Origin of the sequence: Mesorhizobium sp. M0001 (genome assembly GCF_040324255.1) — a bacterium.
Lineage (GTDB): Bacteria > Pseudomonadota > Alphaproteobacteria > Rhizobiales > Rhizobiaceae > Mesorhizobium.
Genome location: NZ_JAMYVS010000016.1, coordinates 25,472 through 48,117 on the forward strand (window position 1 = coordinate 25,472; position 22,646 = coordinate 48,117).

Below are 22,646 nucleotides of genomic sequence, written 5' to 3' on the forward strand. Positions count from 1 at the left end.
TCAATCCTTCTCGCTACGGTCGCGCGGGCGCGCCCAGTGCAGCGACCAGGACGTCTTGTCGTCGCCATTGCGAAAGAGGTTGGCGCGTATCGGCTGCGCGAAGGTCGGGTCGTCGAGCTGGATCGAGACATAGTCTCCGGCCTTTTCGCTGGAGCGTTTCCAGCCGGCGCCGATCTCGGGGCCGTCCTCGCTTGCGGCGTGAATGCGGTAGTCAGGCGCATTCTCCGTTTCGCTCGCCTCTGCCGCCACAATGGCAATATCCAGGTTGAGGCTGAGCGTGTGGATGCGCCCGCTATAGCCAGTCTTCTGGCGCGTGAATTCTCCGATCTGTTGCATGTCAGGCTCCTGTTTTCGAGTCGTGCGGTGATGAAGACTGGCGCCACGACGCGCGCCGCTGGTCGCGCGCTCACCGCGTTGGCGCGCGCCATTCGAAGCGGCCGTTGCCGTCCTCGTCTGTCCACAGCGGAACGGCGCGGCCGATGATCCGTCTGGTGGAGAGGAGGCCGAAGTAGCGGCCGTCGAAGCTGTCGCGGACATGCCGGTTCATCAGGAAGACTTCGCCGCTCGCGATGCGGCGGCAGCCCTGCCAGACCGGCAGGTCACGACCGGCCCGGTCACGCGTCAACGCCATCCCCGCCTCGATACCATCGACCGTGATGGTGAGGTTCGAGCGACAGACCCGTTGCCCCGATACGCCAAGGATGCGCTTCAGGAGTGGCACGCCCCTCGGCAGATAGCCGCGATCGGCGAGGAACGCCGCGAGCGGCTCGGGCGCGTCGACGGCCACAAGATCGGCGACCTCGAAGGGTCCGTCGAAGTCGATCGTGTAGAAGCCGATCGGTGCGCTGGCTGACGCATTCCAGATGAGCTTCGCGGGCATCGAAGTGAGGCCGGGATAACCGACGCCCATGGTTGCGATAACGCTGGCTAAGATGATCCCGGCGCGCGTCACGGCTCAGTCCTCTTGCGCAGCAGGAAGGCACGATGTTGGTCGAGTGTGTAGCTGCGCGGCGCATTGCCGGCGGTTATCCGGTTGTGGATGTGCCGCCAATGATCAGGCGACACCAACTCAGGCTCGATGCCGAGGCGCTGGATGGCGTCAATCGCCTGCAGCACGCGTTCGACCTTGGGCCAGCTCTCGACCTTCAGCAGGATGTCGCCGCCGGGTCGCACGAAGGGCAGTGTCTGATAGGCTTCGCCAGACGCGACCGCACGCACGATGTCGATGCGTGAGATGATCGTTCCGAAGTCGTTCGCCGCCCATCGCACGAAGGCGAAGACCACGCCGGGACGATAGGACAGGATCCGCCGGCGACGATCGACGATCTGTTCCTGGGCGGGCGTGCCGAACCGTATCCAGTTCTCGATCCTCTTCTCGACCCAGGTCAGTTCGACATGGACGAGATTATCGGCAGCGTGGTGCGTGGCCGGGAATGCGCCGCGCGTGCGGGGAGCCGCAATGCCAGTCATTTCGGTTCTCCTGATGTGGTGGGAATTTCGCGCGCGAGCCTCGCGCGCAGCGTTTCGGCGACGATGACGTCGTTCTCGAAAGCGGCGATGCGTGCGCGCTCCTGAGTCGTCATGTCGGTGGTGGGGCGCACGACGAAGGTCGCGAACTGATTTCCCTTGCAGGCCAATTCACCGGCGAGATGCAGCGTCAAAGTTGCCTTCCCGACACGGCTCTTTCGATTTAGGGGTGCGGCGCTCATCGGGCGGCTCCCGAGCGCGGATCAAGCGGCGGAGTCGGACCTTCGGAAGCGCTGGTTGCCGTGATGCGACCGCCAGAAACCGTCGACGTGTTGGGGGTGTTGTTGGTGGTTACGCTGAGTGCGTGGCTGGCTCGCCGTACGAGCCTCTGCCCATCTTGCGCGCGCGCTTCAAAGTTAGAATCTGGGTTAGAGTCTAAGTTAAGGGCGCGATTTCGGCTTTGCTTTCCCAGGGTTAGGCGCCGTTTCGGTTCCTGATAGCACGAGCCTGCGGTTCCCGATGGCACGATAGGTCCGGTTCCCGATAGCACGAGGCCGTCCACAGGCCTTCCACAGGAGCCGATCCGCTCGAAGGCAAGCAGAACCCGGCCGCCAATCTCCACTTCCAGCGCAAGGGTGTAGCCGGGCAGCGGCTGGCGGCGGATGATGTCGCGCAGCTCGAAGGCAAAGCGCTTGTGGGGCGACAGGCTGCCGGATTTCTGGTGAAGGTGACGGAAGTCGAAGCGCCAGCCGTCGGGCTGGCGTCCGCCGTGCTTGCGCACCAGCCGATAGAGCCAGCGCTCCAGCCCGCCAGTCAGGTCGAAATAAGCGCGGTCGATCGTCAGCACGAGCGCGTCATCGAGGACTGCCTGGTAGAACCAGTCGGGGACGATCAACTCGATCCCCGCGGGTTTGCCATGGCGATCGATGCGCTCCTGCCACTCATTGATCCATGAGAAGCGGTGACGCCGGCCTTCGGCGGGCTGACGAATCGTCGTCGAGACGGTGGTCGACTGCAGCCGGTCAAGCCCCGCCTTCAGGCGCTGATAGTCGCGCAGGCTCTTGCCGCGGCCGACGAAGGTGAGAATCTCATAGGGTGTGGCGGCCATCAGGCGCGAGGTGCGAAGGCCCGCGTCGCGCGCCTCGACGATCTGGCTTGCGGCCCAGATCAGGATGTCGGCGTCCCAGATGGTCGCCATGCCATGATCGGGCACGGCTTCGACCCGGATCGTGACGTTGCCGGCCGCAAAATCGATCGGGGTGATGCGATGCGTCTTGGAAAGGGAGAAGAACGGATAGGCCATGAGATCCTGCGCGTCTCGTGGGGCGAAGTCGCCAGGCAGCGCCCGGAACAGGTCGAGCTGCCCGCGCTCCGAAAGGGATTGGTTTCGAGCCACCATTGGAAATCCGCGCGCGGTCAGCGTGCGTATCGTCCGCCGTGCGTCGGCGGCGTCGGCGTGTGACGCTTGGCCGGCAGGACCGACCCCCGCGGATCGGATGTAGACGTGACAGCGCCGCGTTCGGCCCACGCCTGAAGATCGTCGACGGCATAGACGACACGGCCGCCGAGCTTGCGGTAGGAAGGACCAGTGCCATAGGTCCGGTGCTTTTCGAGCGTGCGGGCGGACAGGCTGAGGAAATCCGCGGCCTCCTTGGTGCGCAGGAAGCGCGGCGGCAAAACGGCGATATCGGGTCGCATGGGTCGAACCTCCGTGGGGTCTTGGGCAGCCGCTGGCGTTCAGCGGTGGGCGGAGACCACGGTGGCGGAGAGTAAGCTTCGTCAGGGATGGGGAAGTTGAGGGGGGCTAAAACTCCACCCCTTTTGCGCGGCCAGACCCGCTAGGATCGGCGGCGATGACGCAGGATTTGCAAATAGCCACCGCCGATCATGGCGGTGGCACCTTCGACCAGGCCGATCACCGCGTCGCGCAGTGCGGAAGTTTTCCAGGGATCGGCAGCGACGCGCTTAGACCCGTAAAGGGCGACGGCAATGTCGCGGTAGCTCGCGCCATTCGAATGGCCGTCAGCGGCCTGCATCATCAGACGAAAGCGGCGGCGCTGCTGCGGGGTCATCCGCGTGTCCGAAGGTTTGGGGCGCCCCTGCAACGAACGCCAGAAACGGGTGAGTGCTTCGATCCGTCCCAATGTTTCTGCGTCCAAGGGGATCAGCGCCGCCAGGTGACCGTGCGGGTCACTGCCGGGCAGAAGGAGAAGTTGGGTGACGACACCTGCACTATGGACAGTGTGGCGTCCTTCCGGGCTGTCGTGGACCACGCCCAGGCCGGTCAACGGCGCCGATCGCAAGGACGACAGGAATTCCGGCGCCGGCACGAGAGAAACCACAGCTGGATCGACGTCAGGCGACCACAGAACGTCTTGCGCCAAGGCGGACAAATCCGGCGTGGCCGGGAAATCGCAACCCCCACTGCCGCTGTGCCTCAGGGTGGAAGGGTGCTTTTTCGGATCTTGTGGTAAGGAGCGCTTGGTAGTGCCGTTGATAGGGTTGGTGACGCCGCAGACACTCCCAGGCGAGCCCTTCGATAGGTAATGTATCAAAATAATCATAGCTGGCATTGTCTCGCCAATGCGACGTATCCGGCCTCATCCAAGAGCTCCTCGCAAACAACGCGTAGACCCCGCCTCCAAACGATTCCGGGTTGTAGCGATTGGCGGAAGACCCTTGCCGGGCATCGGGTGATGCCACTTCGGCATCACCCGCGAACCACAGGCGCTGTGGTGCTAGTTGCCGGGTCGACGCAAGAGATGACGGTAGCCTGCACGCGCCATCCAGCGCGCTCGCGCCAGATGGCTGTCGTGGATGCGCCGGGCGCGTTGTGGCTCCTTCGTCAGATCAATGCCGAAGAGGATTTCGACCACCTCGCGCCAGTCCGCGCCGTCGTCGGCGGCGTCAAGCAGGCGCACATAGAGCTTGACGTGTTCCCGATCGTATTCGGTGAGTTCGTCACTGGTCGGCGCGGTTTCGTCAAACGGCTCGATCATCGCTTGCCTCGTCTTCACAGTGAAAGCCTGCATTTTATAGAAACAACAGCGCCGATGGAGGACGGTTGATAAGCATCAGGCGATGCGGTTTCGGCATCGCTCTCGGCTTGAGTGAATCGAACCGGACGTCCGCGGAAGAAGGCCCCGGCCTTCCGGCCGGGGCCTGCGCGGGTCCTTAGTCACCCCGCCGCGCGTTCGGGCGGGACCAGATGAGCGAGAAACCCTCCCCTTCCTCGTCGTCGAAGAGGTTGGCGTAGATCGGGGCGTTGAAGCTCGGATCGTCGAGCTTGAGACCCAGGTAATCGCGGCCTTCGTTGGAGGTCTTCGACCAGGCGGCGCCGATCTCGGCGCGGCCGACCAGCACCCGGTGGCTGGGAGCGTTCTCGCCGGTGGCGCGTGTGTCTGGGACGATGCGCACGTTCTTGGCTTGGACGCTGAGGGTGACGATGTCCCCGGTGAATTCGTTCGAGGCGGTCTTCTTGAAGGTGCCGATGGTAGCCATTGTAAGTCTCCGTTTTCTGTTCCCGAGCCCGCACCATGCGGCCTCGATGGCGATCGGGTGGCCGAAGGCGACCGACGACGCATCGCTTGCGACCGGAGCAACGCGGAGGACGGCGCAGGAACGACTTTCTTGTCTCGCGAGGAATGGCGGCGCTCGGGGTCCCCATGCGCTTGCGGCATGGGGTGGGAGCCGGCAGGGGAAGAAAGTCGAGATGCGCCGTTGCGGCCTAGGCGGTCGAGGCTTCAGCCGTCGTTCGGCCAGATCAGCCCATTGAAGAGGCCGTTTGGAGCGCTCTTGGGACAGATTGGGAACGGAGACGTTGGCGTGCAACGCGCCTCCGGCAGATCGCTACAGGCTTCACCGGCATCGCCCACGCATTCCAGGCACAGATTCCGCGCACCTGCAACGCCGCCGCCACCGCGCGCGCTGCCGTCCTGCTACCGACTTGTCGGTCTGCCATGGGCATCGACCAAAGAAAGTCCAAGTCCCAGACGGGGCCGCGCCGGCACGTGGCCGTTGCTCGATCCTGGCATGGAACCCGATTGCTCCAACCACCGATAATGAGGAGGCTAGGCCTTCGTCGGTCTGGTCCACCTGCGCCGCCCGCGGGGGTCTAGGCTCGAACCACGTCCCTGCCGGATTGGTCGGCTGACGTCATGCCCGCGACCCGCAGATATGCCGTGACGCCGACGGCGGTCGCGCCAATGACGGAGAAGACGACCTGCCAGGTTTCCGAAGGCATCATGTGCTTCGCGATGCCATGGGTGGCATGGTAGCCGGCAACCATCGCAGGCGCGACGAAGACAAGCGTGATCGCCAGCTTCGCCCACATGGAGCTGATAACGCCGAGGAGGATTTGGCCGACGCCGAGCGTCAACCCGGCTGCCAGGATGCCGACGAGGATCGCGCCAAGCCAGCCGGCGCCGGTGTTGAATGCCCACGTACCTGCGCTGACCCCTGCGAACAACGGAAGGGCGAAGATAGCAAGCGTGAAGAGCAACCAGCACAGGATGCCGATGGCCGCGATACAAACGAACATGCCGAGGATGATCATGGTGGTGTCTCCGAGAATAGCTCTGGCGATTGCGCCTTCCACCACCACCGCAACGCCGCGCAGAGCATAGCAACGAAAAGCACCGGCGAGATGCCAAAGCTCTGTTTCGCCAGCGGCAATGTTAGCCCCGTCCTGGGGCGAACGGTCGATTTCGCCGATGATGGCGGTGTCGTCGCCGTCATACTCGTTCGCCGGCACGACCGAGAGAGTGCCGTCGCCGGCACGAAAGATGACGATGGCGACCATGAGGGTGGCGGCGAGGCTGAAGGCGAAGGCATGCGCGTCGGCGAGGGACATCGATCCGGCTCCTGTTTGAAGCGGAGGACCCTCCCCCGCTGACAGGCGCCCGATGTGTTCGGCGGATGGCCGCAATCACCGCGAAGGCGAAGCCGGAGCGGCGGCACGCTTCGCGTAGTCCGACCCCTTGCGGGTTGATGGCGTCAGGCCGTCGGCTGGACCAAGGATCAGCGCAATGGATCGCGGGGGTGGGGTCATCTTCAAGTCAGGAGCAGCGGCGTCGTTAGCGCGACGCTTATGTTCCATGAGAGTCTGAGCAAGCCGCCGCGCGATGTGGCGGGCGTCGAGCGATAAACCGGACGGCCATGAACGCGCTGGGTCCCGTTGGAAGCCGCCACGCTGAAAATGAGGATGAAGCTGGGCGATGACGCTGTGCAGTTGCGGTGGCAGGCCCAATCCAGCTCTCTCGGCGTAACGAGCGGCCTTGCCGAGATCGTGCCCGATATGGCGGCGATTCCAGCGATCGTCGGTCGCTGTTCTGAGAAGATGCGACTTCAGGAGCAATTCAATGGCGATGGCGATGGCGTGAAGGGCCGCATTGCGCCTGCCCAGATCCGCCGCCCGGTCAGCGCCATCGAGGCACACTGCGGCATTGCGCAAGAAGGTGTCGGCCAGCGCGATGTCCGGTGAAGCTATCGGGAAAGGATAAGAGCGACGGCTTGAAGAATGCCGTGCCTCCCCTGCTAATTTATAGGGGGGGTAAGTTCCGAAGGCGCATCGACCAGCGTCCGATATAGGCTGTCAACTTCTTCGTCGATCTCTTCGCGCCTGATCCCGAGCGCCTTAGCGTCGGCGTACAATTTGTGTGTGTACTCACTTATCGAAACCGTGTCGGCCTTCGCCGTTTCGGGGAGATTGTTGCCGATCCCAGCGATCGAGGAAATTGATACCGCGTGTACTCATGGAGCCTTAAGCTCCATTAAGCGCTTAGGTTCCGGCTGTTCGGTGGCGAGGTCATAGACTAGGCTGTTCGCAGCCGCCGAAGTAGCTTTTGACCTTCAATCAGGCCGCACGTCGGCCCAATCACTATGAATTGGCTTCGCACCAAAAATCCATGTGTGAGATGTAAGGCAAGAACCCCCATCGGAGTCCGTGAGTTCGACCTGGAGGATGATACCACCCCCGAACAGGCGTCATCGATCATACAGAAAGATGACGCACGACAGTCGCCAGTGATCGGGACCGACGAGACCGCGAAACAGATAGTCGCTCTGCTTCAGCGCGTCTCTCGCTGATTTCGTCAAGTTGCTCGCTTCGGGGGAGCTTCCAATCCTAGACGAGAAGACTGATCGCCAGCGAAAGCGACGGCATCTGCTTCATATTCGAATGCTCGGGAATACGTTTCACCGTTCCTCCCTATGATGCGAACAACCCACTCGCCCAACGAATGGCGGATCTCTAAGAAGAGGGAAGACGAAGGCGGCGGCCGGTACGTGACGCTGTGCAATGCCCTCGGGAGGCCTGTCCCGCCAAAATCGGCACCATCGGAGGAATGAACTTCACGCATGCACTGACTCCCGAGACCGCGAGTCAATTAGCGCGTGCTTAATTAGTTCCAGAACGTTTTAACGAATCGTTGACCGCGCTGTCCCATTATAGGACGGCGCGGTCAAACCCCAACCTTGGCTGCGCAGGCGGCTTCGGCATTGAGTTCCACCCCGAACTGTCGGAGCCGCCACCCACATTTCACAATTTACCAGCAATGGTTGAATCAACCGTTACTGCACGTGCTTTCAATGGCGCTTCCCTGATCGTTAGACTTTGACGGAACAAACAGGGGATTCACAGGTTCGGCGTTCGAGACTCGACCGATGGAAGCGATCTTCGATGACATCGCCAACGCCCTCAGAGCGCCCCGCCAAGACGTGTGGCGCCCTGTCCGGCGCCTTCGCCATCGATATGGTCGGCGAACTCAACTCCCCACGTACGCCGCGTCCTGGCTGCGTCAAGGAAGCTCTTGGAACAGATGGCCGAACGCGAAGACCCCCCGCCGCCAAGTTGAGGCGGCTTCTATGGAAATCCGCTCATCTGACGCCAGAGCAGCGCTGGCAGGTCCATCAACCGGCTACCCTCAGAAGCAGTGCGACACCGACTCCATAAGGGATGAACACAGCCGCCAACGCGACCCAGATGCCCGGATCGGCGAGCACGTGCATTTCCTTGCGAAGCTGTTCCAGACCAACGGCAAAAGGCCGGCTGTGTTCCCAAACCGGAAAAGGCCGGCGCACACATGCGGTCGACGGGCATTAGGTTCCATTGCTAGATCACAAGCAAGCGCGCTTACCTGCAGCGGAACCTGACAGCCATACGACCGTTATTCGAAAGGACAACGAAAGGAGATCGCCATCATGGACTGGAATCGCGTCGAAGGAAATTGGAAGCAATTCAAAGGTAAGGTCAAGGAGCAGTGGGGCAAGCTCACTGATGATGATCTCGACCGCATAGCCGGCAACCGCGATCAGCTCGAAGGTACGATCCAGGAACGCTACGGCATTGAGAAGGATCGCGTGCGGCGAGACGTCGACGACTGGTATGGTCGACAAGACTCGTATTAGGACGGTGCGCCGTTCGGATCGACCTTGTCGGCTTCCAGCCGCGTTGATCTCCACAATGGAGATTGTAGAAATGTCCATCCACAAAGAAGACTATCGAACGAACAAGGCTGACTACCTGATAGCGAAAAGGCCAGATCTGGTTGAGAAGACCAAGCCGAAAAAGAAGACGTTGCGGCGTGACGATCAGCGTTCCGCAAAGTTATTGGAAAACCCCGCCGCGTTACCCGAGAGGCCGGCATCACGCCGTTAGAAATCGCAGAAGGTCAAGAGGAACATTTAAGCGATATTGAATGTTCGACTGTTTATGGACAGCCGAACCGTACTCTCAGCAGATCAATCCAGAGCAGCACGAGCCCTACTGAACTGGTCGCGTGTGCGACTTGCCGCAAAGGCAGATCTTAGCGAAATGGCCATCAGCGATCTTGAGAACGGATTCAGGAAATCGCGTCCCCACAACATCGCGGCGATCCGCAAAGCGTTTGAAGACGCCGGAATCGTCTTCACCGTCGAAGGCACTCCATCGCTCGCCCGCTCAGAAGGTGGCAGCGGCCTCGCCACCGACAATAGACAGTGGCGCCGGCGGCAGAGAAAATAATAAGGGCGAAAAGCCTACTCAGGAGCGTCTTAGGCTCGGAACTCATACCGGAAGGCTCGCAATGCGGAGCGCTGATTTACGGCTTTGAAGATTGCCGATCTCGTCGACCAAGGTCAGGCCGCTCAATCTGCGATCGAACTCTATGGGCTTGAAGCGCCGACCGCCGTGGCGCACTGCGCTTTGGAGGCACATTTCGACGGCCGACCAAATGACTTCCGCTTTTGGTGCGATGTCTTTCACCAACTGAGAAGACAAACTGACGGAACTTTTGCCGCGGAATCGTGTTCGTTCGAGCATGACCAGAATAGCAGCCCTTGGCCCACGCATCCCCGGCAAACCACATTCGCCGGCAGACGGACAAGACCGTTTCGACCTTTGGCCCGATATGCGGCCAGCAGGTTGACCGCCGCGACTTCCGTCAAGTGATGTGGCACGAGCAACCAGATCACGAGCCGCTTGAATGGACGCTTAGAGCAGTTCAGATTTTGACTGAATCTGCGGGATTCCCGTGAGAGTGGTTTTGTGATTCAAGATGCTGGCTGGATCGGCGGCCAGCATCAGATGACGGCTCCCCCTCAACGTCCGCAGGAATTTGGAGGATCAGCTGCGCCAAAGCCAGAAAATGGAGGCGGTGGGGCAACTCACGGGCGGTATCGCGCACGACTTCAACAACATGTTGGGAGTTGTCATCTCAGGACTCAACTTGATCCAGCGGCGCGTCGACCGCGGCGAGCCCGGCGTGCACCAACTGATCGCAGCCGCGACCGAGGGTGCCCACAAAGCTGCCATGCTGACGCAAAGGCTACTGGCTTTTTCCCGGCAGCAGCCGCTTTCCCCTGAATCCCTCGACGTCGGCCGGATGGTGCAGGATATGTCGGAGCTTTTGCGCCGGACCCTGGGCGAGCACGTAACACTCAATACGGTCGTGCAATCCGATGACGGTGCAGTGCTCGCTGATCCCAGCCAACTCGAAAATGTCCTCGTAAATCTGGCGGTCAACGCTCGCGATGCCATGCCGGAGGGCGGAACCCTGACAATCGAAACCTCTGCACTCCTGGTCGACCAGTCGGTTGCTGCAGATCATGGCATTTCCCCCGGCCCCTACGTCCTTATTGCGGTGAGGGACACGGGCTCGGGTATGAGCGCGGAGGTTCTGGAAAGAGCCTTCGAGCCGTTTTTTACCACCAAAGGTGTCGGCAAGGGAACCGGCCTTGGGCTGAGTCAGGTGTTTGGCTTCGTCAAGCAGTCCGGTGGCTATGTCAAAATCGATTCAAAACTGGGGGTGGGGACTACCATCAGCATCTGGTTGCCAAGGCACAATGGTCCCGCCGATGGAGCACGGCGGGCGAACAGCCAAGACGTTGCCAATGGCAAGCCAGAGGAATTGATCCTCGTCGTCGAGGACGAGGCGAGTGTAAGACAACTGACAATGCAAATGCTCGAGGATCTCGACTATTCGGTGATTTCTGCTGAGAATGGGGTTGAAGGCCTGCGCATTCTTGAGGATCGAGGAGACGTTTCCTTGCTGCTGACGGATGTTGTCATGCCCGGAATGAACGGTCGGGAATTTGCGGATGCTGCCGTTGAATTGCGGCCTGACTTGAGGGTGCTCTTTACGTCCGTTACGCACGTGATGCCATAGTTCGCAATGGGATCATCGATCCAAACGTTCAACTCCTGCAGAAACCCGCTACCCTCCAAGCTCTCGCCCAGAAAGTCAGATTGGTTCTGGATAACTAGCCATTCGGCAACCGGCCGTTCCGGTTTTCAGGCAAGAGGGTAGCGCGCTCGACCTGTCATATTAGACGCAAAGCGGTCATTGAGCTCTATTGAGAGCTTCGGGTCACCACGAGCGTCCGCGGTGATGCCGCCGACATTTCTCCTCGGGTCTCTACCGACGTGGTCGCGGGTGCAACAATCTGTTGCACAACTCTGCTATCTGTCCCGCCAATGCCTGACCCTCAACTTGCTCACCCCTGAATAAGTCATCGCTCGCTGTCACGGCCAGGTAAGCGACGGGACTCTTCGAACGGGCGCGTTGCATGCGGATCAGGCCATCGTTCCTCAAGATCAGCAAAGCAATCATCTATCCCAGCGGCGAGTGGATCGCTGGGACAAATCGATCGTGGTCGTCTGCAAACAAAGACGCGAACTGCCGCGGGAGAAGAAGACGGCACGGCCAGAGTAAGCAGAGAGGCGGTTCATTCGCCCGAGAGGCGTGGGTTAGAGAAATATGCGTGCGAATCCGTGCTCGATCGGGGCGTCACAGTTTTCATACATAACTAACCCGCTCGATACCCTTTGCGAACGCAGCGTCACGTCTAATCAGAATGGCTTTGAAGAGCGTGACTTGAGCATCTCTGTCGCGGGTGTTTTGGGGGTTAAATCCGCCCTTCCCTACGGTTGTGTGCGTCAAGTTCTGCAAAATGGGCGATCATGAAACTGGTCATGCGGCTTGGCGTAGAGCGAGCTTCTTGTGCTCGCGCAGATCATCCATGTTGATATAGCGGTTGGCCTCCATCCAGTTTTCATTGGTTTCGACGGCCAGCTGACCAGGCGCAGGCGCAGGCAGCTTTCGGCGTTCGGGAAGATGCGCACGACATAGGTGCGCCGGCGGATTTCCTCGTTGAGCCGTTCAAGCATGTTGGTGGACTTGAGGTGCTTGTGATGCTGACGCGGCAGCCGGAAGAAAGTCAGCGTCTGTTCTATGGCTTCTTCCGCCCAGGTGGTCAGCCGCGGGTAGCGGGCGGACCATTTGGACAGCCATGCGGCAAGATCAGCCTTGGCCTCTGCGAGATCGCGCCGGTCGTAGAGCCAGCGCAATTCCTGCAGGCAGTCGTCGCCGTGCTTCCTCGGCAGATGATCGAGCGCGTTCCTGAGGAAGTGCACGTAGCAGCGTTGCCAGGCGGCTTCGGGGATCACCTCGCCGATCGCCGCGACCAGGCCGGCGTGATCGTCGGACACAACCAACTCGACGCCCTTGAGGCCGCGCGCCTTGAGGCCGACGAGGAAGTCCCTCCAGGCCGAGCGGCTCTCGCGATTGGCCATCTCCACGGCCAGGATCTGGCGCCTTCCGTCCCAGTCGATACCGACCGCGATCAGCACCGCCTGGCTCATGACAACACCGGCTTCACGCACCTTCTCGTAGCGCGCATCGAGGATGAGGTAAGGAAACGGCTCCTGAGGTCGTTCGGCAAACGCCTTCAGGCTCTCGTCCAAGCGCTTGTTGATGGCCGAGATCGACGAAGCCGAGAAGGCATGACCGCACAGCTCTTCCGTGATCGCCTTGACCTTGCGGGTCGACACGCCCTGGACATACATCTCCGCAAGCGTTGCCACCAAGGCCCGCTCCGAACGCTGGTAGCGCTCGAACAGCTCGGTGGAGAAGTGACCCGCCCGGTCCTGTGGAACCCGCAGCTCAAGCTTGCCCACCCGGGTGACCAGGGTGCGGCCGTAGTAACCCGAGCGATAGCCAAGGCGCTCAGGCGTGCGTTCGCCCTTCGAAGCACCCAGCGCCTCCTCCATCTCGGCCTCGAGAACCTCCTGCATTACCGCACGGATCACTTCGTGCAGCCCCTCCGGGTTCGAAAGCAGAATGTCTTTGACGGCAGCGCTGGTCGATTTACCTTCTGTCTTGGTCATGGTGGCGTTCCTTCCAGGGAATCGGTGACGTTGAACATCACCAGCCTGCCATGACCGCCCTCTCTCAGCGAATTGCAGAACTCTCAGCACACTACCTTCCCTACTCGCAATGCGACGCGCGCTTCACGCCCTGCCTGTGATCGGTATGACTGAGATGGGGCCGCAAGCGGACCGTCAGCTTCGCGGTGAAAATCCTCAGAAAGCGGCCAGCATGTAGTCGTCGCACGGCTGAAAGAGAGGCGTGACGGGCGAGGAATAGGTCTGGTTTCACCTGATCACCTACGCAGGCAGTTCGACGATCATTGAGCGGCGAGAACGCGGCCCGAGGCAGGAGCTTTGAGCGTCCGATTTTTCACGATCGACCTTCAGGCTCGTCGAGCGCATCGTCTCGACGTTACTGCCGAAACCGAGCCTCCATGCCGGCGCCCTGGGGAGGCAAGACAGCCAGCAACTGGACGGCTCGGGGATTTAGCACCGTTCACCCAGAGCTTTTTGTCGAGATGCAGGCGTATCCGCTGGCTTTCTGCGAAGGACAGCGCAAACGATTCAGGCCGAATGAGCGTGTAATTTCCTGGTCGGTCTCTATGATGCGGACGACCCTACCCATTCGCCACTGGCTCCGACTACTTCCACGCAAGGCGTGGCCCTGCGAATTGGCACCACCTTGCCCATCACATCCTCCCTACGAAACGCAATGGGAAGTCGATTTAAGACCGTCGTAGTCGGTAGTTCAATAACTAATGCTTGCTCGGAATCGGACGAGCCATCCTGGATGGGCAGTACGAAGGCTGGTTGAATGGCTAACTTGTCATGCCACCTCGGTCAGGCGAACCTTCGGGGACCTCCCGTGATATAGCCTATGCTTCAGGTTGTTGGCATTCAGGATGGCTGCCAGCTCTTCAGCATACTCCATGTCGGGAAGGTCGACAGAAGGGTGGCCCACCATAATAGCCGGCTGCCCGGTGAACACGTCGAACACCGTCCACGTCCCATCCGGTTCCCGCCTTACCTCGTACCGCAGAGTTGCCATGAGGGGATCACATAGGTCGCCGTTTAGGGGTGGGAGTATTTGGTCCACGGTGACGCCGGGCCACCTGAAAGCACCGAGACAGTCGGCGCTTAGTAACGCGCCCGCCCACCCGACATGTCGAATACCGCGCCGGTATTGAAGTTGCTGGCGTCCGAGCACAGCCAGGCCACCATGTGGGCAACTTCTTCGACCCGGCCGAGCCGGTTCATTGGACTATCGGCGATCATTGTCTCGACAGCTGCGACCCCGAGGTTTCGGATCATGTCAGTATCGATTGGCCCAGGAGCGACGCAGTTCACGCGTATGTTTGTATTGGCAACCTCACGCCCAAGCGCCTTTGTGAAGACTACGATACCTGCGCTGGAGGCTGAATAGGCGGCAAGGTTGGCAAGTCCTTCCTTGCCCGCCAAAGAGCCCATATTGACAATGCGGCCAACACCCCATTTTCGCATGTGGGGCAAAACCAACTGCGTCACTTGCATCGTGCCGATCAGATTGGTTTCGATGATGCTTCGCCAGTCTGCAGGTTCGTGTTGGTCAAACGGGTGAAGGGTTCCTAGATAACCGGCGTTGTTAACCAGAACGTCTATACGCAGGCCACGATCGACGATCATGTTGATCGCATGGGTTACCTGATCGCGGCTGGTAATATCGACCTTCGTAGACACCACACCCTTCAGTTCGATCTGATCTCGATCCCACACGTGCACTGAAGCACCCGACGCTACAAGGCGCTCTACGATTGCCTTGCCGATACTCTTTGCTCCGCCGGTTACGACGGCTGTCTTGCCAATGAGGTCATATGATACCGGCACAAAGCCCCCATTCATGTGTGTTCACACGGGATAAGTTTAGCAGGATCGCATATTTTCGCCAGCGGCCAGATGGTCTGGGGGGCGCCGGAGCCAGCTATGACCTGATCGGTAGCGAGCTCCAGATCGTACACAGCTTCGCCTTGCGGCGCCGCCTGGCGCTTTTCGTCACCTTTTCCTGTTCAGATGCCTCTTGGCAGGTCAAGGGGGCTAGACGATGTTGTTCTTTGTCCCGCTCTCCTGCGGCGACACGCCATTGCCCAGTTTGAAAGAACCAAAGAGACAATCAGGACAGGCCGGCGATATTTCGATGAAGGGCTTTCGCCATTAGTTAGCGCAGGCTAATATGCGTTCTTCGCGGTCAGAGAGCCGCCTGCATGTTGGGCAGAGATGCTTTAGCACCTGATACAATCGTGCCAGCCGCGATGCCTATCCCAATTTGCCTTGGCGTCTTCCCCGACGGGCTCTGGCTAGAAGCATTCCAAACCGATCAGGATATCCGTGCCTATTGGAGAGGCTATGCCCTTGCGGGCACGGTGTGCGCCGTTTTGCTGATCATCGAGCTTGTGACAATTCACCTGCTGCTCTGACGTAGCAGCGCTGTCTTGATGGCGCTATCGCTGTAGCGGTCGGACCGCTCTAGTGCGCCTTCTCCGCCTCCATCGTTGAGCAGTCAATTTCAGCTCGAGCGGGCTGGACGAGGGGAGCGCGGGCGCATGACCGTGGTGCCTACATTCGTCGTGACCACGCAGCCCACCTCATATCGGCCGACCACCACGCTTCCGCTTGCATAAGCCTCGGCGCGAATTCGATCTTGCAGCGTTTCGGGACCGAGTTCTGAAGCTGCGATAACGCCCATCTGCTCCATGACCGGAGCCATGGTCGCTGCGAGATTGGAGATCAGATCAATGCCGCTCATACTGTCTGATCCACCTCCGGCGAGAGCACTTACCGCCTGGCCCCGGCCGGCGTTTCGTTCGATTGGAAGCACCGGCGCAATGTCGCCGCGGACTAGCGTCCGTCATCTGCCCTGCCGTATGCATTCGGGGTAATGCCACCAACTGCGGTCCATGGTATGGTCCCGAGCGCACGCAGTGGCGCCTGATAAACAATCAGGAGTGAACGGGAGTGGCGGCCATTGAGGCGCTATAAGAAGTTTATTTTGCATTGCGGAATTCACAAGACTGGAAGCTCTTATCTTCAGGCGAGCCTGGCCTCCAATCGGGATCTGTTGGCGGGGAACTCGATCCATTACCCCGACCCCCACGACCCGGCCAATGAAGCGTTCGGGCCGCAGCACAGCATAGCCGCAATCGGTTACGACGACAGCAAATCGTTTGAGCAGAACGTTGGCGCGTTCTTCGCACTCGATTCCGATTGCGAGACGTTGCTGATGTCAGGCGAGGAATTTTCGCGAGCCAGCACTCATCCATCTTTTTTTCAGGGTCTGTTGGATATTGGCGCCGAGGTGAAGGTGGTGTTCTATTTGCGGCGCTTCGATCACTTGCTTGAGAGCGTGTATGCGCAATGCGTCAAAGACTACCTGACGGGCCCCATCGAAGTCGCGGAATATCAACTTGATTTCTACGAAATCCTGCGACCGTTTGTTGAGGCGCTCGGACCTGATCGTGTTGTCGTTCGACCATACAACCCTAAATTTTGGCCCGGCGAATCGATCGGTCAGGATTTCTTCTCTGCAATTGGCTTGCCTCACCTCTGGGGCGCCATGAGGAAGCCGGCCGGCCGGATCAACGAAAGTCTGTCACGGCCGGAAACATACATGATTTCAGTTACTGAAGGCATCGCTGAAAAGCAGCGCTTGATGGACCACTTCCGAGCCCGGCCTTTCCCGGACTGCGACAGGGCCAAGTTCTTCCGGTCACCCGATTTTCGCTTTGACTTCAACCTGAGATACATCGGCTTGAACTCTGGCGTCGCCGCCCTCAATGGCGGGGTGGACATCACCGAGTTTCTCGATCTGGCCAACGTCGATGATGATCCACATTGGCAAGCGTTCGACCCGAACGACCCTCAGATAGTCGACTATCTTGAAACCTTCAGGGCCAAGCATTCGGACTTAGACGGTGGGGATGATTGGGAAGTGCGTGAAGATGGCATCGAGGGGATGCGCTTTTAGGGCGCGGATAATCGGGCGGAAACACTTACCCAACCGTAGGGTAAGGGCCGCTAGCTAAAAGCCCGCCAACCTTTCGGTGGGCGGGCCTCTACTGTCGGAACTGGAGAGTGTCATGTCGACAGCTCCGGCACTTGCGAACGGTTTGGTTAGTGGCGCCAGATCAGCAGGCAGAGCTGGCGCAGGTCACGATCATAAACGCCCCGGCTCTCGATCACGTCGATGCAGCGCTTCTTGAACCGAGTGATTTCGGCGCTCGACATAGCGTCGACAATGCGAGGCAGATCCGTATTGGTCGGATGGTCGGGGGACTCGGTTCCGACAGTGGCACCGCTCGTGCCAGTGGGGGCAGTGGTTCCGTCGTCGCCAACTGCGGCGTTCGCCGGCATGCAAAGATTTGCGAGAACGGCTCCAATCGCCATGCTTCCCACCAGGATCTCAAAAATCTTTGTCATAATTCGCATCCAGGATGGCCCCTTTTCCAAACCAAGGCCGGCGGGATTTTGCTCGCAACCAGCGGGACGGTGACAGTCGTTGAGTGATTGATTGGGTATTGATCGAAAAACGGGAACGCGATCAGATAGGCGTAGTCGGCGGTAAGATGTGCCATGCGGAAACCTCCGCTGGCGGCATCAATTATCATCCACGACATCCTCCAATATCCGGGTGAAGGTGCTGAAAGACATAGCTCATTAGAAAGCACGGATAGATGAATGAATGTCTAAAAACTCCTTTCCTATTCTTTGCAATGACAGTGTTAGGCGTCCTTAGCCGTGTTAACCGTTGATCAGCGTGAGGCGAGTTCCTGCGGTATCGCGTTCAGCTCGGCCTTTGCGGCGTTGGGATGCGCGCCTCTCGCAAAAGCGATGGCCAGTTGTGGAGCTGCTATTTGTTCTCCTCGCGGAAGTCCTGCAGCGATGCATGCCGCAGGTCATCCTCCACACGCAAGTGCTTCACGCGGCCGATCAGCCCGGCTTGACCCATTGCGTCGCAGGCCGCTTCATGACGCCCTTGGGCGCCGTGCCTGGGTGCTCCTGGACGCGTTTCCATAGCCTCTCGCGCATTTCCCGGTTCAAGGTGACGAATGCGCTGCCGACATAGCGCCCGGTGCCGCGCTCAGCCATCAGAGCGAAAGCCGGCTTGCCCGCTTCACGCTCGACGCCGAGCAGATCGAACTCGTCAATCGCATAGCACTTGGCCTTCAGCCAGTTGGTCGACGGACCGCTTCGGTATTTGCTGTCCTTCCGCTTCGACACCATGCCTTCAAGTCCGGCCTTGTCGAGCAAGTGAAAGATGGCCTTGGCTTCCCCCGGCAAGGGCTCGCTGAACTGAATACGCCCGCCGGGCTCGATCATGCCGGCCAGGATCTCGCGCCGCTCCTCTAGCGCCATATCGCGCAGATCGTGGCCGTTAAGATGAAGCAGATCAAAGGCAACAAAATACAAGTCGTGCTGCCGGCGGGTAATGGCTTTGCGCAGCGCTGCGAAGTCCGAAAGGCCCTTGTCGTTCAGAACGACTATCTCGCCGTCGACAATGGCGCTTTCGGCACCAAGGCGCTTGGCCTCTCTCACCAGGTCGCGATATTTCGCCGTCCAGTCGTGGCCGTTGCGCGTATAAATGCGTGTGCCGTCTTCATCGATGATCATCTGCGATCGGTAGCCGTCGAACTTGACCTCGTGGGTCCAGCCTTCACCCTCGGGAGGGTTCTCCACAAGGGTCGGCATCAACGGCTCGATGAACTTCAAACGCATGCACTGATCCGCCCTCCGGCGATTCAATAAGATTAAGCTAAAATAGTTCCGAAACTGGAAATCAGCCTCTTGGGTGCAACAAACTCGTCAACTCGGCGTTGCGGGATGAGCGAAGGAGGAATCGATATGGCCGACGACAAGAGCAAGCGGGACTTCCGCGATCGGGACCGGGTCTCGGCCGATGAGGATTATGAAGTCGAGTATTTCGCAACAAAGACCGGCATCACACCCCAGCAGGTGAAAGAGCTGATCGCGAAGCACGGCAACCAACGCGAAACGCTGGAGCGAGAAGCGAAGGCTCTGCGGAAATAATGACCAGGCTATCGGATCTCGGCAGACCAATAATTGGGCACCGACATGAAGGCCCGCCCGCGAGCGAGCTCGATCATTTCATGCCTTGCCCTGTTTGCGGCCAACAGATCGACATGCGCGATTTTCGCCAGGTCGCTTATCATTCCGATCCGGATCACGATCAGCCTATCGAACTAGACGCCTAGGAACAAAAGTGCCGAAATACCACGTTGAGGAAATGGACGGCGATACCGTGACGGCTACCCACATCGTCAACGCGACAACGCCGATCAGGGCGGCGCGGGAAGCGACAGAGCGCGACATCACTCTGCGCACCACCGAGCCCATCTGGATCAGGGTTGCCGACGAAAAGCGCGGCCACATATTCGAATACAGTTTCAGCCTGTAGCTGGCGATCCAACTCGGCTAGCTGAGTTTGGATGGCATACCATGCCGTCGACTTCGATACGCAAGTTCGACTATGACCCGAACACCAGGGTTCTCTCGGTTTGGTTTGTAGCGAGCGGGAAGCATTACGAGTTTTTGGACGTACCTGCTGAGGCCGTTGCCGCGTTCAAAGCTGCCTTTGCCAAGGGCGTCTATTTTAACAGCCACATCCGCAATCGTTATGCATTCCGGCTCGCGGCAGGGAGGGCAGCAGCCGCGTCGGGCGATTGACAGAATTTCAGATTCGAGGCGGCCCGCGCCATCGCAGGGGAGCAACTGTGCGAATTGACCAGGTTCCGAGGGCAAACGAAAACGCCCGCCGGCCGGGCCAGCGGGCGCGTATTATATTAAGCTAGGTGCTGGGCCTATTTGCCCATCATCATCGCAGCTTTGCAGAAGTTCTCATGGGCCTTCGCAATATCTGCGTCAGCGCAGTCCTTCATCACAGCGTCCTTATCCTCCTGAGACATAGCCGACCAAGCGGTTTTCGCTTCGGCCTCAGACTTCATGGTCTTCATGCTGCTGTCCGTGAAGAAAGGAGACATTTTTGCAGGATCGTCGAGCGCAGACGTGCCAGTGGAACTGCCGGCAAAGGCCGATCCGGTCATAAGGGCAAATGTCGCGCCGAGAATGAGCATTTTCGAATTCATCAAAATTCCTCCGAATGCAACTGCTTGAATGCAGCCGTGCTAATTCAACGCTTGCGGGTAGAAAGGGTTTCCAGCCAAATTGAAAATTGTAGAAATTGCTACCGATATTTCGTCGTCAACCTAGGAGGAATTGGCCCGCAAGTTCGGTCAAGGCGGCCGGCGGCCACCATCGATGCTGCAATTGCCTGGCCGGTTGCCCCGGACTTGTTCAGGGATGGCCCGCGCTTGCTTCCGAGCGCGGGCCGACCATGATGAGTGAGGGGCGATCTTGGTCACCGGCAGGACCGCTTAAGAACGAGCCGGGTGTGACCGAACAGCCTCAGGGTGAGGATGTTCCCGACTGACGCAAAAAAGCCCGCCAGCGTGAGCCAGCGGGCAATCGGCCTTGAGTATACTAGAACGAGTTCCCCGGCTCGCTCGTTGAGAGGCATGAAAGACAAATGGGAATCTGACCACCAGTTCGTCGAAGGCGCCCGCCGTAGCCAGCGATGGGCGGAGAGAGAACTTGAATCCCTACAATCGACCATCCAAGAGACGCGCCGTGTCCTAGAGGCTTCACGGAAGCTCTTGGAAAAAATTGCCGAGCGCGAAGACCATACGCAGCCGTAGGGAATGGCCGGTGCAGTTGGGCATGCTTGTGGGCTTAACCGCACCGATATTGCATAAGTCACGGCTGATGGGCAAACCCACGGCCAGTACTTTCCGTGCAGGTGGACAGCTCGCCGGGCGAAGACCCCAACCACCTCGATCCCGGCGAGCCTAGACCTGATCAGAGTACGCGATCAGGACCGGGGATCAGCCGGCGATAGTGGCATCTCTTGCAGGTCAACCATTGTGAAGCACAGCTTCCTGATCGGACCTGCTGCCGTGTCGAATGGAATAGGCGCGAGTGATTTCCGCACCAAAAAGAAAAATTTCCGCCGAGTAGTAAGCCCACAACAGGATGACGAGCAGCCCACCGGCGGCCCCATATGAGGCCGCGACCGCGCTGGAGCCTATATACCAACCGATAAGCGATTTCCCGAGCGTGAACAGGGCAGCAGTCACAACAGCGCCAATCCAGACATCCCGCCATTCCAGGGTTCGATCAGGCAAGATCTTGAAGATGGCAGCGAAAATAGCTGCGAGGAGGACAAAAGAAACGACCGCGTTGATAACGCCCAGGACAAGTGTCCCGAACGGCAACTGTGCGTTGATGAGGTTGCCTAGGGCCGAAATCGCCGCGCTCGCGACTAGAGAGACGAGCAACATGAAGCCAAGTGCGGTGACCAGTCCCAGACTTACCGCACGTGCGCGCACCAGGCGCGACAACGAACTTCCCTGCGCTTCGACCTTCCATATCATGTTCAAAGACTGCTGTATTTCGCCGAAGACCCCGGAAGCGCTCACAAGCAAGGTGATGATGCCAATCACCGCCGGCCAAGTGCCGCCGGATGGCTTTTCGGATGCGCTCTTCAGTGCGGTTTGCAGGATATTTGCGCTTTCTGTACCCATCATCCCTGTGATTTGGGCGGACAATGCCGCTTGCGCTGCCTCGTGACCGAATGCGAGACCCGCAATTGCAACCACGATGAGCAGAATTGGCGCCAACGATGTTGTGGCATAAAAAGCGATTGCTGCGCCATGGCTGAGAGCATTGTCGTTGACGAACCCAACGACGGCTTCTCGCACCATTGCCCATGCATTTGTGATCGCGCGATGCATTTTGCGCCCCAGTCGAATTGGCGTTCACTAGCAATGCACCAGCACATGTGATGTTCCGGTTGCGGGCTGTGGCAGGAGTTTCGCACCGACTTCCGCGGAGGGTCGCCGGCATAGAACTTCCGCTCCGATGCGCTCGCATCGCCTTCGCCCCCATTTCGGGACGCGCATTTGATAATGGTTTTCTCAAGATCATTTTAGTTCGTTCGGAAACCATAGAAGCGGAGGCTGGCTCGTTTGCACCGACAAGGACAACAGCACGGAGGAGGTGTTGGAGGCGGCGCAGGAAGCTGGCGTGCATCCTGCGATCTCCGCCGGCCGCTGGCGGTACGAGCATCCGGACTATCGCCGCTTTTCCAAGCTGATTGGTCGAGGTGAGATTAAAACCGTCCTGAGCCTCAATATCGCTTTGAGGCGCCAAAGCTGCCAACGCGGTACCACCGTGTCTGCTTTCAGGCAGCGGCAACCAACGTCGTTGCGGCCAAGATCGCGCCACCAGCGGAATGGCACCTTTCCGCTGGTTTGCACCAGAAGCAGACCTTCTGCTCTCGTTCCATATACTGCCGGACCGCATGCGCCTCATATCGGTCATTCAGAATTAGCAGCCGCCTCTTTTCCGATGCCAACGCCTGAGCCTTTTGTGAGACCTAGGCGCAGCTTGCCGGCCGCAGCCTGTCCCAATTGGGACGAATAGTTGGCACCCATATTGCAAATCTACT

Annotated in this window: 29 protein-coding genes and 3 pseudogenes; 11 read left to right on the plus strand and 21 right to left on the minus strand. The window is 59.4% G+C overall.

What is annotated here, in order from left to right; genetic code table 11:
• The 11 genes from NKK50_RS27845 to NKK50_RS31415 form a co-directional block, all read right to left on the minus strand.
• Complete coding sequence (locus tag NKK50_RS27845) at window positions 1-336, minus strand: DUF736 domain-containing protein (protein ID WP_023690469.1); 336 nt, start codon at window positions 334-336, stop codon at window positions 1-3.
• Window positions 337-406: 70 nt separating this feature from the next.
• Window positions 407-952, minus strand: a complete 546-nt coding sequence (locus NKK50_RS27850; protein ID WP_023697510.1) for a S26 family signal peptidase — start codon at window positions 950-952, stop codon at window positions 407-409.
• Window positions 949-1,470, minus strand: a complete 522-nt coding sequence (locus tag NKK50_RS27855; RefSeq protein WP_023673524.1) for a DUF2840 domain-containing protein — start codon at window positions 1,468-1,470, stop codon at window positions 949-951. The genes NKK50_RS27850 and NKK50_RS27855 overlap by 4 nt, the downstream gene beginning before the upstream one ends.
• On the minus strand, window positions 1,467-1,709 hold the full coding sequence (locus tag NKK50_RS27860) for a hypothetical protein (protein WP_156936056.1): 243 nt from the start codon (window positions 1,707-1,709) through the stop codon (window positions 1,467-1,469). The genes NKK50_RS27855 and NKK50_RS27860 overlap by 4 nt, the downstream gene beginning before the upstream one ends.
• A complete protein-coding gene (locus NKK50_RS27865; RefSeq protein WP_023690467.1) occupies window positions 1,706-2,866 on the minus strand; it encodes a replication initiator protein A in 1,161 nt (386 codons plus the stop codon). The genes NKK50_RS27860 and NKK50_RS27865 overlap by 4 nt, the downstream gene beginning before the upstream one ends.
• 17 nt (window positions 2,867-2,883) lie before the next feature.
• Window positions 2,884-3,165, minus strand: a complete 282-nt coding sequence (locus tag NKK50_RS27870) for a helix-turn-helix transcriptional regulator (protein ID WP_023690466.1) — start codon at window positions 3,163-3,165, stop codon at window positions 2,884-2,886.
• A 140-nt stretch (window positions 3,166-3,305) separates the two neighbouring features.
• Window positions 3,306-3,851, minus strand: coding sequence for a DUF2285 domain-containing protein (locus NKK50_RS27875; protein WP_023673528.1), 546 nt, complete (start codon window positions 3,849-3,851; stop codon window positions 3,306-3,308).
• Window positions 3,823-4,071 (minus strand): transcriptional regulator domain-containing protein, encoded by a 249-nt coding sequence (locus NKK50_RS27880; protein WP_084013101.1) that lies wholly within the window; start codon window positions 4,069-4,071, stop codon window positions 3,823-3,825. Before NKK50_RS27880 ends, NKK50_RS27875 begins: the two co-directional genes overlap by 29 nt.
• 134 nt (window positions 4,072-4,205) lie before the next feature.
• Window positions 4,206-4,466, minus strand: coding sequence for a DNA -binding domain-containing protein (locus NKK50_RS27885; RefSeq protein ID WP_023673529.1), 261 nt, complete (start codon window positions 4,464-4,466; stop codon window positions 4,206-4,208).
• Between the two features lie 175 nt (window positions 4,467-4,641).
• Window positions 4,642-4,968, minus strand: coding sequence for a DUF736 domain-containing protein (locus NKK50_RS27890; RefSeq protein ID WP_023673530.1), 327 nt, complete (start codon window positions 4,966-4,968; stop codon window positions 4,642-4,644).
• Between the two features lie 613 nt (window positions 4,969-5,581).
• Window positions 5,582-6,319 carry a hypothetical protein gene (locus NKK50_RS31415; RefSeq protein ID WP_023673531.1) on the minus strand — a complete coding sequence of 246 codons (738 nt, stop codon included), beginning with the start codon at window positions 6,317-6,319 and terminating at the stop codon, window positions 5,582-5,584.
• A 351-nt stretch (window positions 6,320-6,670) separates the two neighbouring features.
• Between NKK50_RS31415 and NKK50_RS27900 the strand changes: the two genes are divergently transcribed.
• A complete protein-coding gene (locus tag NKK50_RS27900) occupies window positions 6,671-6,949 on the plus strand; it encodes a hypothetical protein (RefSeq protein ID WP_023694917.1) in 279 nt (92 codons plus the stop codon).
• Window positions 6,950-7,002: 53 nt separating this feature from the next.
• Here NKK50_RS27900 and NKK50_RS27905 read toward each other — a convergent pair.
• Window positions 7,003-7,222 (minus strand): annotated as a pseudogene (locus NKK50_RS27905) (DUF768 domain-containing protein).
• Between the two features lie 1,445 nt (window positions 7,223-8,667).
• Here NKK50_RS27905 and NKK50_RS27910 point away from each other — a divergent pair.
• The 5 genes from NKK50_RS27910 (at window position 8,668) to NKK50_RS27930 (ending at window position 11,111) form a co-directional block, all read left to right on the plus strand.
• Window positions 8,668-8,874, plus strand: coding sequence for a CsbD family protein (locus NKK50_RS27910; protein WP_023690464.1), 207 nt, complete (start codon window positions 8,668-8,670; stop codon window positions 8,872-8,874).
• 70 nt (window positions 8,875-8,944) lie between these two features.
• Complete coding sequence (locus NKK50_RS27915; RefSeq protein ID WP_023697507.1) at window positions 8,945-9,124, plus strand: hypothetical protein; 180 nt, start codon at window positions 8,945-8,947, stop codon at window positions 9,122-9,124.
• Between the two features lie 54 nt (window positions 9,125-9,178).
• Complete coding sequence (locus NKK50_RS27920; protein ID WP_031203328.1) at window positions 9,179-9,469, plus strand: helix-turn-helix domain-containing protein; 291 nt, start codon at window positions 9,179-9,181, stop codon at window positions 9,467-9,469.
• Window positions 9,470-9,553: 84 nt separating this feature from the next.
• Window positions 9,554-9,895, plus strand: coding sequence for a Y4oE-related protein (locus tag NKK50_RS31420; protein ID WP_488505287.1), 342 nt, complete (start codon window positions 9,554-9,556; stop codon window positions 9,893-9,895).
• A 166-nt stretch (window positions 9,896-10,061) separates the two neighbouring features.
• Window positions 10,062-11,111: an ATP-binding protein gene (locus NKK50_RS27930; protein WP_352544223.1), complete on the plus strand. Its 1,050-nt coding sequence runs from the start codon at window positions 10,062-10,064 to the stop codon at window positions 11,109-11,111.
• Between the two features lie 804 nt (window positions 11,112-11,915).
• Here NKK50_RS27930 and NKK50_RS27935 read toward each other — a convergent pair.
• From NKK50_RS27935 to NKK50_RS27945, 3 genes and pseudogenes are all read right to left on the minus strand, one after another.
• Window positions 11,916-13,111 (minus strand): annotated as a pseudogene (locus NKK50_RS27935) (IS256 family transposase).
• 808 nt (window positions 13,112-13,919) lie between these two features.
• A complete protein-coding gene (locus NKK50_RS27940; RefSeq protein WP_245262835.1) occupies window positions 13,920-14,090 on the minus strand; it encodes a hypothetical protein in 171 nt (56 codons plus the stop codon).
• Between the two features lie 140 nt (window positions 14,091-14,230).
• Window positions 14,231-14,971, minus strand: a complete 741-nt coding sequence (locus NKK50_RS27945; RefSeq protein ID WP_023673881.1) for an SDR family NAD(P)-dependent oxidoreductase — start codon at window positions 14,969-14,971, stop codon at window positions 14,231-14,233.
• Between the two features lie 359 nt (window positions 14,972-15,330).
• Between NKK50_RS27945 and NKK50_RS27950 the strand changes: the two genes are divergently transcribed.
• Window positions 15,331-15,543: a hypothetical protein gene (locus NKK50_RS27950; RefSeq protein ID WP_023695016.1), complete on the plus strand. Its 213-nt coding sequence runs from the start codon at window positions 15,331-15,333 to the stop codon at window positions 15,541-15,543.
• Between the two features lie 89 nt (window positions 15,544-15,632).
• Here NKK50_RS27950 and NKK50_RS27955 read toward each other — a convergent pair whose 3' ends face one another.
• Window positions 15,633-15,872, minus strand: coding sequence for a hypothetical protein (locus NKK50_RS27955; RefSeq protein ID WP_023695015.1), 240 nt, complete (start codon window positions 15,870-15,872; stop codon window positions 15,633-15,635).
• Between the two features lie 219 nt (window positions 15,873-16,091).
• Between NKK50_RS27955 and NKK50_RS27960 the strand changes: the two genes are divergently transcribed.
• On the plus strand, window positions 16,092-17,090 hold the full coding sequence (locus NKK50_RS27960) for a hypothetical protein (RefSeq protein ID WP_023690590.1): 999 nt from the start codon (window positions 16,092-16,094) through the stop codon (window positions 17,088-17,090).
• 146 nt (window positions 17,091-17,236) lie between these two features.
• On the opposite strand, the gene NKK50_RS27965 is transcribed toward NKK50_RS27960, so the two are convergent.
• The 3 genes and pseudogenes from NKK50_RS27965 to NKK50_RS27975 form a co-directional block, all read right to left on the minus strand.
• Window positions 17,237-17,542, minus strand: coding sequence for a hypothetical protein (locus NKK50_RS27965; RefSeq protein ID WP_023673877.1), 306 nt, complete (start codon window positions 17,540-17,542; stop codon window positions 17,237-17,239).
• Entirely contained in the window at window positions 17,539-17,697 is a 159-nt protein-coding gene (locus tag NKK50_RS27970; protein ID WP_155929886.1) for a hypothetical protein, read from the minus strand. The genes NKK50_RS27965 and NKK50_RS27970 overlap by 4 nt, the downstream gene beginning before the upstream one ends.
• Window positions 17,698-17,972: 275 nt before the next feature.
• Window positions 17,973-18,838, minus strand: a pseudogene (locus NKK50_RS27975) (ATP-dependent DNA ligase).
• 126 nt (window positions 18,839-18,964) lie between these two features.
• On the opposite strand from NKK50_RS27975, the gene NKK50_RS27980 reads away from it, so the two are divergent.
• The 3 genes from NKK50_RS27980 (at window position 18,965) to NKK50_RS27990 (ending at window position 19,807) form a co-directional block, all read left to right on the plus strand.
• On the plus strand, window positions 18,965-19,150 hold the full coding sequence (locus tag NKK50_RS27980; protein ID WP_023815822.1) for a DUF3606 domain-containing protein: 186 nt from the start codon (window positions 18,965-18,967) through the stop codon (window positions 19,148-19,150).
• A gap of 193 nt (window positions 19,151-19,343) precedes the next feature.
• Entirely contained in the window at window positions 19,344-19,538 is a 195-nt protein-coding gene (locus NKK50_RS27985; protein ID WP_023699326.1) for a hypothetical protein, read from the plus strand.
• A 41-nt stretch (window positions 19,539-19,579) separates the two neighbouring features.
• Entirely contained in the window at window positions 19,580-19,807 is a 228-nt protein-coding gene (locus NKK50_RS27990; RefSeq protein ID WP_023673160.1) for a KTSC domain-containing protein, read from the plus strand.
• A 134-nt stretch (window positions 19,808-19,941) separates the two neighbouring features.
• Here the strand turns inward: NKK50_RS27990 and NKK50_RS27995 are convergent, their stop codons facing one another.
• Together NKK50_RS27995 and NKK50_RS28000 are read right to left on the minus strand one after the other, a co-directional pair.
• The gene (locus NKK50_RS27995) at window positions 19,942-20,226 is read right to left on the minus strand and encodes a hypothetical protein (protein WP_023673895.1); all 285 of its coding nucleotides are present in this window, start codon (window positions 20,224-20,226) and stop codon (window positions 19,942-19,944) included.
• A gap of 825 nt (window positions 20,227-21,051) precedes the next feature.
• Window positions 21,052-21,930: a YihY/virulence factor BrkB family protein gene (locus NKK50_RS28000; protein ID WP_286456758.1), complete on the minus strand. Its 879-nt coding sequence runs from the start codon at window positions 21,928-21,930 to the stop codon at window positions 21,052-21,054.
• Window positions 21,931-22,646 lie beyond the last annotated feature (716 nt).